Source organism: Thioclava sp. UBA3469 (genome assembly GCF_002378135.1).
GTDB lineage: Bacteria > Pseudomonadota > Alphaproteobacteria > Rhodobacterales > Rhodobacteraceae > Thioclava > Thioclava sediminum.
This window is the reverse complement of sequence record NZ_DFRG01000156.1, coordinates 1-16,919: the sequence shown is the minus strand read 5'-3', so window position 1 is coordinate 16,919 and position 16,919 is coordinate 1. Positions and strand designations below refer to the sequence as shown.

The window sequence follows — 16,919 nt, the reverse complement described above, 5'->3', positions numbered from 1 at the left end:
TGTGCGAAGATTCCAACCTGGGGAAAAACCGGGACTTAACGCGACCGATATCACGGCGGCAGCCCGCGCGGATCGCTTCAATCAAAGCTGCCACAACAGGAGAACTGTATGAACAAGAAAGCGCTTGCTGCGTTACTGACGGCACTGCCGCTGGCGACCTTCTCGGCGCCCGCCTTCGCCGCCGATGGCGAATGTGGTTCCGTTACCGAAGCCGAAATGAACTGGGCTTCGGCCGGGGTCGCCGCTTGGGTCGACAAGATCATTCTCGAGAACGGCTACGGCTGTGACGTGACGCTGGTGACCGGCGACACGATGCCGACCTTCACCTCGATGAACGAGAAGGGCGAGCCCGACATCGCGCCCGAGCTTTGGGTGAACGCGGTGAAAGTCGCGCTCGACAAGGCCGTCAGCGAAGATCGCCTCGTGATCGCTGCCGAAATCCTCAAGGATGGCGGTGAAGAAGGCTGGTGGATCCCGAAATACGTCGCCGACGAGCATCCCGAGATCAAGACGGTCGATGATGCGCTGGCGCATCCCGACCTGTTCCCCGATCCCGAAGAGCCGTCCATCGGTGGCGTCTACAACTGCCCGTCGGGATGGAACTGCCAGATCTCGACCGCGAACCGCTTCAAGGCTCACAAGGCCGAGGAGAAGGGCTTCAAGCTGGTCGACACCGGTTCGGCTGCGGGCCTCGACGGCTCGATCGCCAATGCCTACGAGTCCAAGAAGGGCTGGCTGGGTTACTACTGGGCCCCGACCGCGATCCTCGGCAAATACCCGATGGTCAAGCTCGACGCGGGCGTCGAGGGCGACAAGGAAGCCTGGGACAACTGCAACTCGCAGGCCGATTGCGTCGATCCCAAGCCCAACGCCTACCCGACCTCGGACGTGTACACGGTCGTGACCAAGGAATTCGCCGAGAACAACGCGGTGGCGATGGACTACCTTGGCAAGCGTGAATGGTCGAACAAGACCGTGGGTGAGTTCCTCGCATGGCAGGCCGACAACCAAGGCACCAACGAGGACACCGCTTACTACTTCCTCGAGAACTATCCCGACGTCTGGAAGGCTTGGCTTTCTGACGATGTGATCAAGAAGGTCGAGGACGCGCTCTGAGCGGGCGATCCGAGATTTTGGCGCGCGTGAGGGGAGCCTCGCGCGCGTTTTCTTTTAACCGGCGCAAATAATCGACCGGAGGACATAACAAGATGGCATCTTCATGCTGGGGCTTGCCGGAACTGCTCTGTGAGTTCCCTTCCCTTCCCAACTCCACCCTGCGCCACATGCGCATGGGCATCGACGACGGGTTTCGTGGCATCGTCCGCGCTTATTCCGATCAAATCGACGCGGCCACCCGGCCGCTTCAATGGTTTCTCAACACCCTCGAACACGCCTTCGTGGACACGCCGTGGTTCATCATCTTCGCGCTGATCCTCGTCGTGGTGTGGTTCGCCTCGCGCAATCCGAAGATCGTGCTCGGCTCGTCCATGGGCCTTGCCTTCATCGGCATCTTCGGACTGTGGGAAGACACGATGACCACCCTCGCGATGGTCACGGTGGCGACGCTGATCGCGATCATCCTCGGCCTGCCGATCGGCATCCTGATGGCGCGCTCGGACCGGATGCAGAAAATCCTGACGCCGGTGCTCGATGTCATGCAGACCATGCCATCCTTCGTCTACCTGATCCCGGTCGTCGTGATCTTCGGTATCGGCAAGGTGCCCGGCGTGATCGCCGTTGTGATCTACGCGATCCCGCCGATGATCCGCCTGACCAATCTGGGCATCCGCCTCGTGGACAAGGAAGTCATCGAAGCCGCGGACGCCTTCGGCGCCAATCCCCGTCAGAAGCTTTGGGGCGTGCAGCTTCCGCTGTCGCTGCCGACGATCATGGCGGGCGTCAACCAGACCATCATGATGGCGCTGGCGATGGTCGTCGTGGCCTCGATGGTCGGCGTTGGTGGCCTCGGTAAAAACGTGCTGCAGGCGATTAACAACCAGTTCTTCACCATCGGCTTCCTGAACGGCTTCGCACTTGTTGCGATCGCGATCATCTTCGACCGCGCAAGCCAGGCGTTCGGCAAGCGGCTGCAGAAACATTCGGAGGCTGGCCATGACTGATGCCACGACCAACACCGATACCGGCAACCGCTCGGGCATCGAGATCCGCAATCTCTACAAGATCTTCGGGGCGCGCCCCAAGGATTACGTGGAGAAGGTGCAGGCCGGCATGGGCAAGGAAGAGCTCAACGACAAGCACAAGCACGTTCTGGGCCTGCAGGACATCAACCTTACCCTGCCGCCGGGCAAGATCTCGGTGATCATGGGCCTGTCGGGCTCGGGCAAGTCGACGCTCATCCGCCACATCAACGGGCTGATCATGCCCACGGCCGGGGAGATCCTCTATAACGGCCGCGACGTGGTGAAGATGAACGAAGAGGAACTGCGGGAATTCCGTCGCCATGAGACTGCGATGGTGTTCCAGAAGTTCGCGCTTCTGCCGCACCGGACCGTGCTGGAAAACACCTGCTACGGGCTGGATATCCAAGGGGTCGACCGGTCGCAATCGGAACCGATCGCGAAGAAATGGATCGAGCGCGTCGGGCTCGCGGGCTACGAGGATAACTATCCGAACCAGCTCTCGGGCGGGATGCAGCAGCGGGTGGGCCTTGCCCGCGCGCTGGCCAACGACGCGGACATCCTTCTGATGGACGAAGCGTTCTCGGCACTCGATCCGCTGATCCGGATGGATATGCAGAAGGTGCTTCTGGACCTGCAGGCCGAGCTGAAGAAGACGATCGTCTTCATCACCCACGACCTCGACGAGGCGCTGCGCCTTGGCGACAAGATCGCCATCCTGCGGGACGGGGCGCTCAATCAGGTCGGCACGGGGCAGGAAATCGTGCTGCGCCCGGCGAATGAATACATCGCCGAGTTCGTGCGCGAGGTGAACCGTGGCCGGGTTATCCGTGCCGAGACCATCGCCTTGCCTCTGCCCGAGGGCGAGTTGCCGAAGATGAAGGTGAAAGCCAGCTCGGTGCTCGAAAAGATCGCGCGCCGGATGGCCGATGCCGAGGTGCGTACGGCGACGGTTGTCGACGCGGCCAACAAGCCGATCGGCATGGTCGACATGACGACGATCCTGACCGCCATGGTGACGCCTGCAAGCGTCGAAGAAGGCGATGACGAGGTCGAGGAAGACAGCGCCGCCTGATGACTACGGGGTCGCCGCGTCAGCGTGGCGGCCCTGCCCGGCTCGTGCCGTCAGAGCCAGCTGGGTCCACGACGCGACAATCGCGTCATGTTGGCGCTGGTGTGGTTTCCGATCTGCGTGATCGACGCCGAAATCGCCCGATCCGCCGTTTGCCCCCGCAAAAGCGCAAATGCCGCAGCCTCCGCCGCAGCTACGACCGCCACGGGCTTTTCCTGCACCATCTGGAGCGATTCGAGCGGGGAGACATCCCAGAGCCCCATCATTCCCGCGACGCGCATCGAAATCACCGCTTGGGCCTCAAAGCCGATCCGCGCGGCCTCGAAGCCGATGCGCATAAAAGACAGGGGATCCATATAAACTCCTAAAACCAGACATCGCTGCAAAGCGACGTCAGGTCGTCAGGATCGCAGGTACAGGTTGAGATAATGCACTCTTCTTCACCGTCGAGCACAGAAAAATCAGATTTTCGCGAGGTGAGCATTCGTGAAGCCCTGTAATTGCTCTGACGCACAGACTTTCCGCCTTGCCTTCACGGCACTGTGACCCATCCTTTTAACGTCACTCGCGTATTGACATGACAAGGACGTGAACCAAATGGTTCAGAAATCGCGCGCAGCTCGGCCGGCGGGGTCGTATTTGCGTGCAAACAGGGATTTTGACGGGACAGCCAAATGATCAAACGCCTCCTCATCGCCCTCGTCGCGCTCATCCTCGTGGTGGGTGGCGTCGTCGGCTACAATCTTTTCCGCTCGAAGATGATCGCGCAGTTCTTCGCAAACATGACACAGCCCCCCGTGGCGGTTTCGGTCAGCGAAGTGAAGCCGATCACCTGGCAGCCGGGCCTCGAGGCGATCGGCACCGCCGCCGCCGTGCGCGGCACCGAACTGGCCGTCGAAATGGGCGGCACGGTGCAGGAGATCCATTTCAAGGCGAATGACAAGGTCGAGAAGGGCCAGGTCCTCATGCAGATCGACGACAGCTCCGAGCGCGCCGATCTGGCCTCGGCCAAGGCCGCGCAGGACCTCGCCGAGACCAATCTCAAGCGCGCGCGCCAGCTTGCCGACCGGGGCGTGTCCGCCACGTCCAATCTCGATCAGGCTGAAGCCAGCGCGCAGGAAGCGCGCGCAAGCGTCGCGAAGCTGCAGGCCGTGCTCGAGAAGAAGCGCCTGACCGCGCCCTTCGCGGGCATCATCGGTATTCCGCAGGTGGAGGTCGGCCAGTATGTCGGCACCGGCACCACCTATGCGACGCTGCAGGATCGCGACCACATGCGCGTCGATTTCACCCTGTCCGAACAGCAGGCGCGGCACGCCGAAGCGGGTCAGACCGTCAAGGTGAAGACCGAGGACGGCTCGGTCGATCTGGAAGGCAAGATCACCGGCATCGAGCCCAAGATCGACCCGAATTCGCGGCTCGTGACCCTGCGCGCCGAGGTGCCCAATGGCGAAGGAAAGCTGACGCCCGGCCAGTTCGTCCATGTCACGGTCGTGCTGCCCTCCGAAGACAACGTGATCGCGCTGCCGCAAACGGTGGTGAGCTCCAACCTCTACGGCGACTCGGTCTTCGTGGTGCGCAAGCAAACGCCCGAAGGCGCGGACCAGCCGCAACTGGTGGCCAAGCAGGTCTTCATCACGCTCGGACGCCGCTCGGGCACGCTCGTCGAAGTGACGAAGGGGCTGAAGGCGGGCGACATGGTCGTCAACGCGGGCCAGAACAAGCTGAACTCCGGCGCGACGGTGAGCATCGACAACGCGATTTCGCCCGATCCCGACGCGCCTTCCACCGAAGAGGTGATGAAAGCCTTCGGCATGGAGGGCAACGCGCAGGCAAACTCCGACGCGACGTCGGACGCTTCCGCGGATAGCGCTTCGGACGCCGCCTCTGACGGGGCATCGGACACGACATCAGACGGCGCGAAGGCGCAGTAAGGCCAAGCCCATGAACATCTCCGAGATCTTCATCCGCCGCCCCGTCCTGTCGATGGTGCTGGGCGCGTTCATGCTCCTGCTGGGCGCACAGGCGTATTTCAACCTGCCCGTCCGCCAATATCCGGAAGTCGAGGAAACGGTGGTCACGATCACCACCGCCTATCCCGGCGCCTCGCCCGAACTGATTCAGGGCTTCATCACCTCGCCGCTGGCCGCCGCCGTGGCGACTACTGAGAACGTCGATTACGTCACCACCCAGTCGCGGCCCTCGGCCTCGGTCATTTCGGTCCACATGAAGCTCGGGTCGAACTCCGACGCGGCGATGACCGAGGTGCTCTCGAAGGTGCAGCAGGTCAAAGGCCAGCTGCCCTCGGCGGCGAAGGATCCGGTGATCCAGAAGGGCACCGGCCAGACCTTCGCGCTGATGTATCTCGCGGCGCTCAACCCCAACATGACACCCGAGCAGCTGACCGAATATCTGCGCCGGGTGATCCGTCCGCGCATGTCCACGATTCCGGGCGTGGCCCAGACCCAGATCATCGGCGCTTCCGATTACGCGATGCGGGTCTGGATCGATCCGGACAAGCTCGCCGCGCGCGGTGTTACCGCCTCGGAAGTCGTGGGCGCGATTCAGGCGTCGAACTTCCTCTCGGCCCCGGGCAAGACGAAGAACGAGTACGTCGCCCAGTCGATCACGCTGCAATCCACGCTGCAAACGCCCGAAGCCTTCGGCAAGCTGCCGATCTCTGGCAAGGGCGATGACGTGGTGCGGCTGCGCGATGTCGCGAAGATCGAACTCGCCAAGGCCTCCGAGAATGAAATCGTCACTTTCGAGGGCAAGGAAGGCACCTTCCTCGGCGTCTACCCGACGCCCGCCGCCAACCCGCTCGATACGGCAGCTGCGGTGCGCAAGGCGCTGCCCGACATCAACGCCTCGCTCCCCGAAGGGATGAAAATCCAACTGGTCTACGACTCGACCGAGACGATCTCGGCTTCGATCCACGAGGTGTTCAAGACCATCGGCGAAGCGGTCGCAATCGTGACCGTGGTGATCCTGCTGTTCCTCGGGTCGCTGCGCTCCGTCGCGATGCCCATCGTGACCATTCCGCTCTCGCTGATCGGGGTGCTCGCGGTGCTCTTGGCGCTGGGATACTCGATCAACCTTCTTACGCTGCTGGCAATGGTGCTGGCGATCGGCCTCGTGGTCGATGACGCGATCGTGGTGGTGGAGAATATCCACCGACATATCGAAGAGGGAATGAAACCGATCCCCGCCGCCGTGCAGGGCATGAAGGAGATCACCGGGCCGGTCATCGCGATGACGATCACGCTGGCCGCGGTGCTCGCGCCTCTGGGCTTCACCGGCGGGCTGACGGGGCAGTTGTTCCGGGAATTCGCCTTCGCGCTTGCGGGATCGGTGATCCTGTCGGGGGTGATCGCCCTGACGATTACGCCCATGATGTCGGGCCGCCTGCTGAGACATGGCGAGTCGAAGGGCTTTCAGGCTTTCGTCGACCGCAATTTCGACAGGCTCTCGGGCTGGTACGGGCGGCGCGTCGATGGCTCGCTCGATCTGCGGGGGATCACCCTGCTCATCGTCGCCTCGCTCGTGGGCGTGACCGGGTTCATGCTGATGAACACCAATTCCGAGCTTGCCCCGGATGAGGATAACGGCGCGCTCTTCGCGATCCTGAACGGGCCGCGCTACGCGACCAGCGAGTACACCCAGAAATATATCGACCAGGTCGGGCGCGACACGGCCGATATCCCCGAAGTGCGCACCGATTTCTCGATCGCGGGCTTCGGCGGGGACAGCTCTCAGGGCATCTATATCTGGGCACTGAAAGACTGGGCGGACCGCAACCGTAGCCAGAAGGAAATCCAGCAGGAGATTCAGGGCGATCTCGGCAAATCGACCGGGTTGAAAGGCTTCGCCTTCGCCCCGCCGTCGCTGCCGGGCACCGGTGGCGGCCTGCCGATCTCGGTAGTGATCCAGTCGATCCACTCCGCGAAACGCGTCGCCGAGGTGGCCGAGGAGATCAAGAACAAGGCGCAGGCTTCGGGCAAGTTCATCGTCGTGCAGAACTCGCTCAACTTCGACAGCCCGCAGGTCAATGTCACGATCGACCGCGACCGGGCGGCGGCGCTGAACGTGCCGGTCTCGGATATCGGCTCGACCTTGGGCTTGCTGGTGGGCGAGGCGTCAGTGGCGCAGTTCGACCGCGACTCGAACAGCTACGACATCATCCCGCAGGTACCGCAGGAGTTCCGCGCGAATCCCGAAGAGCTGGGCCGTTACTTCGTGCGCTCCTCCTCGGGGGCGATGATCCCTCTGTCTTCGCTTGTGAAGATCGACACCGGGGTGAACGCGTCTTCGATCGAACAGTTCGACCAGTTGAACGCGGCCACGATCACGGCACTGCCGCTTCCCGGTGGGTCCACCGGCGAGGGCGTGCAGACCATCGTCGACATCGCCAAGCAGGTGATGCCCGAAGGCTTCTACGTGAACTATTCGGGCCAGTCGCGGATCGAGACGCAGCAGGGCAACACCATCCTGATCGCCTTCGCGGCGGCCGTGCTGGTGATCTACCTCGTGCTCGCCGCCCAGTTCGAGAGCTTCCGCGACCCCTTCATCATCATGATGACAGTGCCGCTGACGATCTTCGGGGCTGTGCTGCCGCTGAACCTCGGGTTGGGCACGCTCAACATCTATTCCGAGGTGGGGTTGATCACGCTGGTCGGCCTGATCACGAAACACGGGATTCTGATGGTCGAGTTCGCCAATCAGCAGCGCGAGCAGTCGGGCCTCACCCGTCGGCAGGCGATCGTGAAGGCCGCGCAGACCCGCCTGCGTCCGATCCTGATGACCACCGCCGCAATGGCGCTGGCCGTGGTGCCGCTGATCCTCGCGCAAGGCGCGGGCGCAGAGGCGCGCAAGGCGATGGGCCTCGTGATCTTCTCGGGGATCCTGATCGGGACGATGTTCACGCTGTTCGTGGTGCCGATGTTCTACACGTTCATCGCGCCCTCGGATAAATCCTTCAAGGAAGCGGAAGCGAAGCGTCTGGCCGCAGGCTGACGCATAAAGACAAGGCTGGGGGCTTCGCGCCCCCAGACCCCCGCGGGATATTTGGGCCAAGGCGAAGTGTCAGAGCTTCGCCTTGGCCCAATTCATTTTGATCGTGAATTTCGGAGGAAAGAGGGGCAACGCCCCTGCCCCGCTCAGAGATGGGCGAGGTAGCTCGTCACGGCAGGGCGCACGCTGGATTGGCCGGCATTGCGCGCCTGCTGGATCACCTGCCGCAGCTCGCCCAGATCGGCGCGGCGGATCAGGTGTTTGACCGGGCCGATCGAGGCGGGCCGCATCGAGAGCGTACGGATGCCGAGCGCCGCGAAGGTCAGCGACTCGATCGGGCGGCCCGCATCCTCGCCGCAGAAGCTGAGATGGGTGTCCGAGACCGCGCAGCGCGCGATGATCCGTTCGAGGAAGTTCAGGAACGACCCGTCGAGCGTATCGTAGCGGCGGCGCACCCGTTCGTTCTCGCGGTCGGCGGCGAAGAAGAACTGCTTCAGGTCGTTGCCGCCGATCGAGATGAAATCGCAATCGCGGTAGAAGCTGTCGGGCGCGAAGCCGAGGCTCGGGGTTTCCAGCATCGCGCCGATGCGCAACTCGTCGGGGACGGGACGGCCCATCTGCGCCTCGCGGTCACGCACCCGCAGCAGCGTGTCGCGCGCGGCGTAGAATTCCTCGGGCAGCGCGATGAAGGGGAACATGATCGAAGTCGGGCGGCCGTCGGCGGCGCGCAGCAGCGCCTGCAGCTGCATCCGCAGGATCCCCGGCTTGTCGAGCCCCACCCGCAGCGCGCGCCAGCCCATCGCGGGGTTCGGCTCGTCCTGCGGCTTCATGTAGGGCACGACCTTGTCGGAGCCGATATCGAGCGTGCGGAAATTCACCCGCTTGCCGTCGGCGGCATCCATCACCCGCTTGTAGAGCTGCACGAGTTCATTGCGGCGCGGCACCTTGGTGCGGGTCAGGAATTGCAGCTCGGTGCGGAACAGGCCCACCCCGTCGGCGCCGGAGCCCTTCAGCGAGGGCAGGTCCGCCATCAGCCCCGCATTCATCATCAGCGAAACGGTCTGGCCCGATTTGTCTATCGCGGGCTGATCGCGCAGCGAGGCGTAGCGTTTCTGCGCCTCCGCCTGCATCGCGATCTTGTCGCGGAAGGCGTGGGCCACGCTTTCCTCGGGCCGCAGATGCACCACGCCCTGATCGCCGTCGACGAGGATCGGGTCCCCGTTCAGCGCCTCCGCCGTGATCCGGCCCGCATGGATCACCAGCGGGATTGAGAGCGCGCGGGTGACGATCGCAGCATGCGAGCCGACGGAGCCTTCCTCAAGCACCACGCCCTTGAGCTTGCGGTCGTAATCGAGCAATTCCGCCGGGCCGATATTGCGCGCCACCAGCACCGGGTTTTCCGGCATCTCGGCGCCGGTATCGCTGCCTTGCCCCGTCAGCTGGCGCAGCAAGCGGTTCGACAGGTCGTCGAGATCGTTGAGCCGTTCGCGCAGGTAAGGATCGGGCGCCTTGCGCATCCGGTCGCGCGCCGCGTTCTGTTCTTTCTCGACTGCGGCTTCCGCAGAGAGACCCGCGGTGATGTCTTCGAGCATCCGCCGCTTCCAGCCCTTGGAGGCCGCGAGCATCTTGAAGGTCTCCAGCACCTGCCGCTGATCTTTGTCAATCAGGGTCGGGCTGGCCAGCATTTCGTCGATCTTGCCGCGCAGTTCGGTAATCGCCTCTTCGAGGCGCGCGGCCTCGGCCTCGGGATCTTCGGCCACCGGGTTCGTCACGACGACGCGCGGCTCGTGCAGCCAGACGCGGCCCTCGGCGGCGCCCTCCTGACCCGTCGCGCCGCGGAACATGACCGGGAAGCGATGCGTCGCGCCGATCTCGGAATTCTCGCCGCCTGTGAAAGCGCCGAGTTCGGTCATTTCGGCCAGCACCATCGCGACGACCTCGAGCCCGTAAAGTTCGTCATCCGAGAAGCTGCGCTCGTCCTTCGACTGCACGACCAGAACGCCGAGCTTCTCGCCCACACGCTGGATCGGCACGCCGACGAAGCTGGAATAGATCTCTTCGCCCGTCTCCGGCATGTAGCGGAAGCCCGGCTCGGAAGGCGCATCGGCGGAGTTGATCGGACGGCCCGACCGCGCCACGCGGCCCACGAGACCCTCGCCCAGCCGCATCCGCGTGTGGTGGACAGCCTCTGCCTTCAGACCTTCGGTCGCGCAAAGCTCGAGCGTTTCGGGATCGCGGAACAGGTAGATCGAGCACACTTCGGTGCCCATCGAATCCGCAATGATCTGCGTGATGTGATTGAGCCGGTCCTGCCCGTCGCCCTCCGTGGCCAGCGTATCGCGCAGGCGTCGCAACAGCGTGCGACTATCACTTTCGCTCAGTTCCACCATCCGCGCAGGTTGCCCCTGTTGCTGCGGCCCTTCGGGTTACTCAGGCCTTGTCGAGTTCGAAGGCATCATGCAGGGCCTGAACCGCCAGTTCCAGATATTTGCGGTCGACCAGCACCGAAATCTTGATTTCCGACGTAGCGATAACCTTGATGTTGACGTTTTCAGCGGCCAGCGCCTTGAACATCTTCGCCGCGACCCCCGCGTGGGAGCGCATACCGATGCCCACGACGGAAATCTTTGCCACGTCTTCGTCGGCGACCAGCTCGTCGAACTTGATCAGCCCGGCGTCGCGGGCGTCCTCCATCGCCTTGCGGGCGCGGGCGACCTGATTGACCGGGCAGGAGAAGGTCATGTCGGTGACCTTGACCTCATGCTCGGCCTGACGCTCGGAGATGTTCTGGACGATCATGTCGACATTCACCCCCGCATCCGCGAGCGGCCCGAAGATCGCGCTGGCGATGCCGGGGCGGTCTTCGACCGTCACGAGGGTCATTTTCGCTTCGTCGCGAGAAAAGGCGACGCCGGAGACAACTTTCGATTCCATGATTTTATCCTCGTCGCAGACCAGAGTGCCCGAATTCTCCGTGGTTTCCTCGAAGGAGCTTAGCACGCGCAGCGGCACCTTGTAGCGCATCGCGAGCTCGACCGAGCGGGTTTGCAGAACCTTCGCCCCGAGGCTCGCGAGTTCCAGCATCTCCTCGAAGGCGATGCGGTCGAGCTTGCGCGCCTTGGAGGAGACGCGCGGGTCGGTGGTGTAGATGCCGTCGACATCGGTGTAGATGTCGCAACGCTCCGCGCCGAAGGCGGCGGCGAAAGCCACGGCGGTCGTGTCCGAGCCGCCCCGGCCGAGCGTGGTAATCCGGTTTTCCGGCGAGAGGCCCTGGAAGCCCGCGATCACCGCGACCTTGAAGCCTTCGGAGAATTTCTGGTCGAGATTTTCGCGCGGGATCGACACGAAGCGCGCTGCGCCATGCGCCGAGGTCGTGTTGATCGGCACCTGCCAGCCCTGCCAGCTGCGCGCGGAGACACCCATCTCCTGCAGGCGCAGCGACATCAGACCGGCCGTGATATTTTCGCCCGAGGCGACCACGGCGTCATATTCGCGCGCGTCATAGAGCGGCGAGGTCGTCTCGACCCAGTTGACGAGTTCATTGGTCTTGCCCGACATCGCCGAGACAATCACGATGACATCGTAACCGCGTTCGACTTCGCGCTTCACCTTTTCGGCGGCGTTGGCGATCCGGTCGAGATCGGCGACGGAAGTGCCGCCGAATTTCATCACCAGAATGGGCATGGAAATCCCCCTTGGGCAGAGTCGGGCCTCTGCTAGCTCAAGCCGTTGGGCCGCGCAAGAGATTTGGCGTTTCGAGGGTCTCAGATCGGCACTGGGGCGCTGCCCCTCTTCGCTCGCGCGAATTCACCCCGGGATATTTGGAAAGAGCGAAAAGGGTCAGTTCGTCTTGCGCGTGGACAGGAAGGGCAGCGGCAGAACCGGCAGCCCGTCCTCCAGCATCTTGCGCGCCTCTTCGGGTTTCGCCTCGCCGTGGATCGCGCGTTTCTTTGCGGTGCCTTCGTGCATGGCGCGCGCTTCCGTAGCGAAATTCATGCCGACGTAATCGGAATTCTTCTCGATCTCGCGGCGCATCGCGGCAAGGGCCTGTTCGGCCTCGGATTGCGGCTGCGAAAGGGGGCGTTCGGCGGCGGGCTCGCCCGTCTTGCGCGTCTGTGCGACAGGCGGCGCCATCAGGGATTTCTCGACCTTTTTCGAACCGCAGATCGCACATTCCAGCTGGCCTGCGGATTTGAGCGCCTCGAACCCGGAGGCCGAGGGGAACCAACTGTCGAAGCGGTGCTCATTCTCGCATTGCAGCGTATAACGGATCATGTCTGCATCTCCCGGATGCATATGGAAATAAGCGTTTCGCGCCGCGATGCAAGCGCGTCGCAATCGCTCAGATCCGTGCGAGGAGCGCCTTTGCAAGGCTTTCGACATCGGCAGGCGGGCCAAGAGCCCCCCGTGCGGCGCGCGCCATGTCAGCCTGCGCGTCGGCGTCAATCGTGGTGAAAGCGGCCGCAATATCGGCTTCGGTTTCGCAAAGCCGCGCCCCGCCTGCCGCGTCGAGTGCCGCAAAGGCCTCGGCGAAATTCGCGACATCGGGACCGTGCAGCAAGGCACAGCCGAAGCCTGCGGGCTCATAAGGGGTATGGCCGCCCTTTTCGACGAGCGAGCCGCCCACGAAACACAGGCCTGCGCTCGCATACCAGCGGCCCATCTCGCCCAGCGTATCGGCCAGATAGACCTCCGCCGTCGGAGGCTCGTCCTTCGAGCGGGAGGTATGGTGCAGCCCGGCCTTGGCGATCAGCGCCGCGATCTCGGGCGCACGGCGCGGATGGCGCGGAGCGAGGATCAGACGCAGGCCGGGGTGGCGCGCGCGCGCCTTCGCGAAGGCGGCAAGGATCGGCGCGTCTTCCCCCTCATGGGTCGAGGCGGCCAGCACCGTATCGCTGCGCGGCCAGTCGAGCGGCGTGCCGGGCGCGACGGTGATCGCCGTCTTGAGATTGGCGGGCGGCAGCAGCCTTTCGCGCGGCAGGCCGAGATCGAGGAACCGCGCCTCGGACCCCGCATCCTGGGCCGAGAGCGCGGTGATCTGCGCGACCATCGGCTGCGCGATCCCGATCTTGGCCCAGCGCGCCGCCGACCGCGCCGACATCCGCGCCCCGATCACGAAGATCGGCCGCTTCGCATCGGCCACCAGCGCCATGCGGTTCGGCCAAAGCTCGTTCTCGATCACGACGAGCGCGCGGGGATCATGCCGCGACAGGAACCTCCGCAGCGCGGCGCGATGATCGAGCGGCGCCATGCGGATCGCGATGCGCGGATCGGCCCAGCCCTGCCCCAGCTCGCGCGCCGTGACTGTGTTCACCGTCACCAACAGCTGCACCGCGGGATCTGCGGTCAGCAGCGCATCGATCAAAGGCTTGGCGGAGGTCAGCTCTCCATTCGAAGCCGCGTGCAGCCACAAACGGTGCGGCGCGGCCTCCCCGCCGCCCAACCGCTCCGCCAGGGCCGTCCGGCTTTCCCGCCCGCGCAGAACGCGCCAGAGCAGCGCCGCCAGAACAGGCAGGCTCGCGATAGTGACGAGAAGGCGGTAAAGGACCATCACAGGCTCCGGCGAGATTTGCGCCATAGAACGGATCACCCCCCTCACAGGCAAGCCCCTCCTTGCGTTTTCGCAAAGCGACTTTGCGCGAATGAACGGGTCACGGCCTTGTTTCCCGGGCGGCAGCTTGCGAAAGTCTTGCCCGGAGGCGCAGTTCGGGAGGGGCTTATGGAGCAATACGATTATATCGTGGTCGGCGGCGGCAGCGCAGGCTGCGTTCTGGCGAACCGCCTGTCGGAAGATCCGAAAAACAAGGTGCTGCTGCTGGAAGCAGGCGGGCGCGACAATTACCACTGGGTGCATATCCCGGTGGGCTACCTGTACTGCATCGGCAATCCGCGCACCGACTGGGGCTACAAGTCGAAAGCCGATCCCGGTCTGAACGGGCGCGAGCTGCTCTATCCGCGCGGGCGTATCCTTGGCGGCTGCTCCTCGATCAACGGCATGATCTACATGCGCGGTCAGGCGCGCGATTACGATATGTGGGCGCAGTCCGGCAATCCCGGCTGGAGCTGGGACGACGTGCTGCCGCTGTTCAAGAAGCAGGAAGATTTCTATCGCGGCGAGAGCGACCTGCACGGCGCGGGCGGCGAATTGCGGGTGGAAGAAGCCCGCGTGCGCTGGGAGATGCTCGACACGTTCCTCGAGGCCGCCGAGGAGGCCGGCTTCCCGCGCACCGACGATTTCAACACAGGCACCAACGAGGGCGGCGGCTATTTCCACGTCACGCAGAAAGCCGGCTGGCGCTGGAGCGCGGTGAAAGCCTTCCTGAGACCCGCGATGAAACGCCCGAACCTGCGGATCGAGACCAATGCGCAGGTCGAAAAGCTCCTGATCGAGGAGGGCCGCGTCATCGGCATCCGCTACAATCAGAATGGCCAGAGCCATGACGTGAAGGCGGGCGAAACGGTGCTCTCCGCCGGTTCGGTCGGCTCGGTGCAGATCCTCGAGCTGTCGGGGATCGGACGCGGCGACGTGCTGTCCGAGCATGGCATCACCCCGGTCGCCGAGGTCGATGGCGTGGGCGAGAACCTGCAGGACCACCTGCAACTGCGCCTCATCTACAAGGTCTCGGGCGTCAAAAGCCTCAACACCATGTCCTCGACCCTTTGGGGCAAGGCGAAGATCGGGATGGAATATGCGCTGTTCCGCTCGGGGCCGATGTCGATGTCGCCCTCGCAAGCCGGGATCTTCACGCGCAGCTTCCCCGAGAAGGAAACGCCCGATCTGGAATATCACGTCCAGCCGGTCAGCCTCGACAAGTTCGGCGATGCGGTCCACCCCTTCCCCGGCATGACGGCGAGCGTGTGCAACCTGCGCCCCGAAAGCCGCGGCCATGTGCATATCACCTCACCCGATTTCCGCGCCCATCCCGAGATCGCGCCGAATTACCTCTCGACTGAGGGCGACCGCCGCGTCGCCGCCGAAGCGATCCGGCAGGTCCGCCGCGTCGCCTCGCAACCCGCTTTCGCGAAATACAAACCCGAGGAATACAAGCCCGGCCCGGACTATCAGACCGAGGCGGATCTCGTGAAAGCGGCGGGTGATATCGGTACCACGATCTTCCACCCCGTCGGCACCTGCCGGATGGGCTCGGATGACGGCGCGGTGGTGGACTCGCGGCTGCGGTTGAAAGCGCTGAAAGGGCTGCGCATCGCGGATGCCTCGGTGATGCCGACGATCACCTCGGGCAACACCAACGCGCCGACGATGATGATCGCCGAGAAGGCGGCGCAAATGATCCTCGAGGATGCGAAGGGCTGAGGGTTCGGAGGGGGCGCTGCCCCCGCTCCTTCGGAGCCCCCCGGGATATTTTCGCCAAGAGGAAGAGAGACTTCCTTCCTCTTGGTCTAAATATCCCCGCCGGAGGCATCCGACATTGGCCAGAGGCGCGGCGCGTCGATCACTTGGCGATACGGGCCACCAACTCCTCGCGCAGCACGCCCTCATCGGTGCCGGTGTCGCGGGCAAGGCGCTTGAGGCCGAAATGGACGCGGGCGATTTCCTGATAATAGCTGGTGAAGGCGTAGTTGACGGCCGCGCCCGCGACCGCGCCAAGGACCGGGGCCGCCTGAGCCGCGAGTTTCTGACCCAGCACGATCGACAGGCGCGGCGCGACCTTGGCGATCAGGGATTTCATGCTCGGCCCCGTAATCGTCGCCCGCGCGGCGAGGAAGCTCAGATCCATCCCGTCATCGTCCTCGAGCGGCCCGGCAGAGGCGAAAACGCGCAGGCATTCCAGCCGCACTTCCTCGGACGCCGGGTCGAAGCCGTGCTCGGCGGCGATGCCTTGGATCGCGCGCAGCAGCATGGTGACCGTGAAAGGCAATTCCGCGAGCGAACTGCCCAAGCCCCCGACACCGCCCGCCGCGCCCATCGCGGTGGTCAGCGTGCGGTTCATCCAGTCGGGCCGGTCGGCGACGATCCCGCGCGAGCGCTCAGCAGCGGTCATCGCCCCTGACAAGGCGCGTTCGGTCGCCCCGTCGAGTCCATTGCGGACCGGGGTAGGCAATTTGCTCAGAAGCCCCTCGGCAGAGCCTCCGATATAGCCGATCACCTGCATCACCACGCCGCCTGCCGCGCGGTGGCGTTTCGCGAGCGAGTCGAGCTGACCCAGAATCGCCGGGTCGCTCACGGGGGGAAGAATATCTGCCATCATCGCCTCCTTGCCTTTCCCTGATATGGGGCGGCGGAGGCGCTTCGGCAATCAGTCGTCTTTCTCGACTTGGCCTTTGACGCCGTCCCAGGCGCCGGGCACCAGTTCGAGGCCCAGAACGCGGTCGGGGTTGGTGGGCGGCGGCATCTCGACATCGTCGAGCTTCTCGAAGCCGAAGCGTTGGTAATAGGGCGCGTCGCCCACCAGCAGCACCCGCTCCCAGCCGAGATCGGCAGCGCGGGAAAGACTTTCATGCATCAGGATTCCGCCCAGTCCTTCGCCCTGACGCGTCGGGTGGACCGCGATCGGCCCCAGCAGCAGCACGCGCTTGCCGCCGACCCTGACCGGCCAGAAGCGGATCACGGCGGCGAGGATGCCGTCCTGGCGCAGCGTCAGGCAAAGCGGGCGCACCGGATCGACCCCGTCGCGCAGCCGGTAGGAGGACAGCGCCGTGCGGCCCGGCGCGAAGCAGAGGTCATAGAGCGCCTCGACTTC

The 16,919-nt window shown here is 64.2% G+C and carries 13 protein-coding genes; 6 read left to right on the top strand and 7 right to left on the bottom strand.

Annotated elements, in window-relative coordinates:
- Positions 1–108: 108 nt before the first annotated feature.
- From B3D39_RS12070 to B3D39_RS12060, 3 genes are all read left to right on the top strand, one after another.
- Entirely contained in the window at positions 109–1,116 is a 1,008-nt protein-coding gene (locus B3D39_RS12070; RefSeq protein ID WP_134330328.1) for an ABC transporter substrate-binding protein, read from the top strand.
- A 92-nt stretch (positions 1,117–1,208) separates the two neighbouring features.
- Positions 1,209–2,120 (top strand): ABC transporter permease, encoded by a 912-nt coding sequence (locus B3D39_RS12065; protein ID WP_078521824.1) that lies wholly within the window; start codon positions 1,209–1,211, stop codon positions 2,118–2,120.
- Positions 2,113–3,213, top strand: a complete 1,101-nt coding sequence (locus B3D39_RS12060) for a quaternary amine ABC transporter ATP-binding protein (RefSeq protein WP_274961759.1) — start codon at positions 2,113–2,115, stop codon at positions 3,211–3,213. Before B3D39_RS12065 ends, B3D39_RS12060 begins: the two co-directional genes overlap by 8 nt.
- 50 nt (positions 3,214–3,263) lie before the next feature.
- On the opposite strand, the gene B3D39_RS12055 is transcribed toward B3D39_RS12060, so the two are convergent.
- A complete protein-coding gene (locus B3D39_RS12055) occupies positions 3,264–3,566 on the bottom strand; it encodes a hypothetical protein (RefSeq protein ID WP_078545282.1) in 303 nt (100 codons plus the stop codon).
- Positions 3,567–3,884: 318 nt separating this feature from the next.
- On the opposite strand from B3D39_RS12055, the gene B3D39_RS12050 reads away from it, so the two are divergent.
- Positions 3,885–5,141, top strand: a complete 1,257-nt coding sequence (locus B3D39_RS12050; RefSeq protein ID WP_078602059.1) for an efflux RND transporter periplasmic adaptor subunit — start codon at positions 3,885–3,887, stop codon at positions 5,139–5,141.
- A gap of 10 nt (positions 5,142–5,151) precedes the next feature.
- Entirely contained in the window at positions 5,152–8,220 is a 3,069-nt protein-coding gene (locus B3D39_RS12045; protein WP_078545278.1) for an efflux RND transporter permease subunit, read from the top strand.
- A gap of 143 nt (positions 8,221–8,363) precedes the next feature.
- Here the strand turns inward: B3D39_RS12045 and ptsP are convergent, their stop codons facing one another.
- The 4 genes from ptsP to B3D39_RS12025 form a co-directional block, all read right to left on the bottom strand.
- Positions 8,364–10,607 (bottom strand): phosphoenolpyruvate--protein phosphotransferase, encoded by a 2,244-nt coding sequence (gene ptsP / locus B3D39_RS12040; protein ID WP_274961758.1) that lies wholly within the window; start codon positions 10,605–10,607, stop codon positions 8,364–8,366.
- Positions 10,608–10,647: 40 nt separating this feature from the next.
- Positions 10,648–11,901 (bottom strand): aspartate kinase, encoded by a 1,254-nt coding sequence (locus B3D39_RS12035; RefSeq protein WP_078521836.1) that lies wholly within the window; start codon positions 11,899–11,901, stop codon positions 10,648–10,650.
- Between the two features lie 156 nt (positions 11,902–12,057).
- Positions 12,058–12,492 carry a DUF1178 family protein gene (locus B3D39_RS12030; RefSeq protein ID WP_078545274.1) on the bottom strand — a complete coding sequence of 145 codons (435 nt, stop codon included), beginning with the start codon at positions 12,490–12,492 and terminating at the stop codon, positions 12,058–12,060.
- A gap of 67 nt (positions 12,493–12,559) precedes the next feature.
- Positions 12,560–13,768, bottom strand: coding sequence for a 3-deoxy-D-manno-octulosonic acid transferase (locus B3D39_RS12025; RefSeq protein ID WP_274961757.1), 1,209 nt, complete (start codon positions 13,766–13,768; stop codon positions 12,560–12,562).
- Between the two features lie 168 nt (positions 13,769–13,936).
- Here B3D39_RS12025 and B3D39_RS12020 point away from each other — a divergent pair, with 168 nt between their 5' ends.
- Positions 13,937–15,532, top strand: a complete 1,596-nt coding sequence (locus B3D39_RS12020; RefSeq protein WP_274961756.1) for a GMC family oxidoreductase — start codon at positions 13,937–13,939, stop codon at positions 15,530–15,532.
- 139 nt (positions 15,533–15,671) lie between these two features.
- Here the strand turns inward: B3D39_RS12020 and B3D39_RS12015 are convergent, their stop codons facing one another.
- On the bottom strand, positions 15,672–16,427 hold the full coding sequence (locus B3D39_RS12015) for an EcsC family protein (RefSeq protein ID WP_274961755.1): 756 nt from the start codon (positions 16,425–16,427) through the stop codon (positions 15,672–15,674).
- A 48-nt stretch (positions 16,428–16,475) separates the two neighbouring features.
- A partial coding sequence (locus B3D39_RS12010; protein WP_286789728.1) for a GNAT family N-acetyltransferase occupies positions 16,476–16,919 on the bottom strand: 444 nt, incomplete at its 5' end.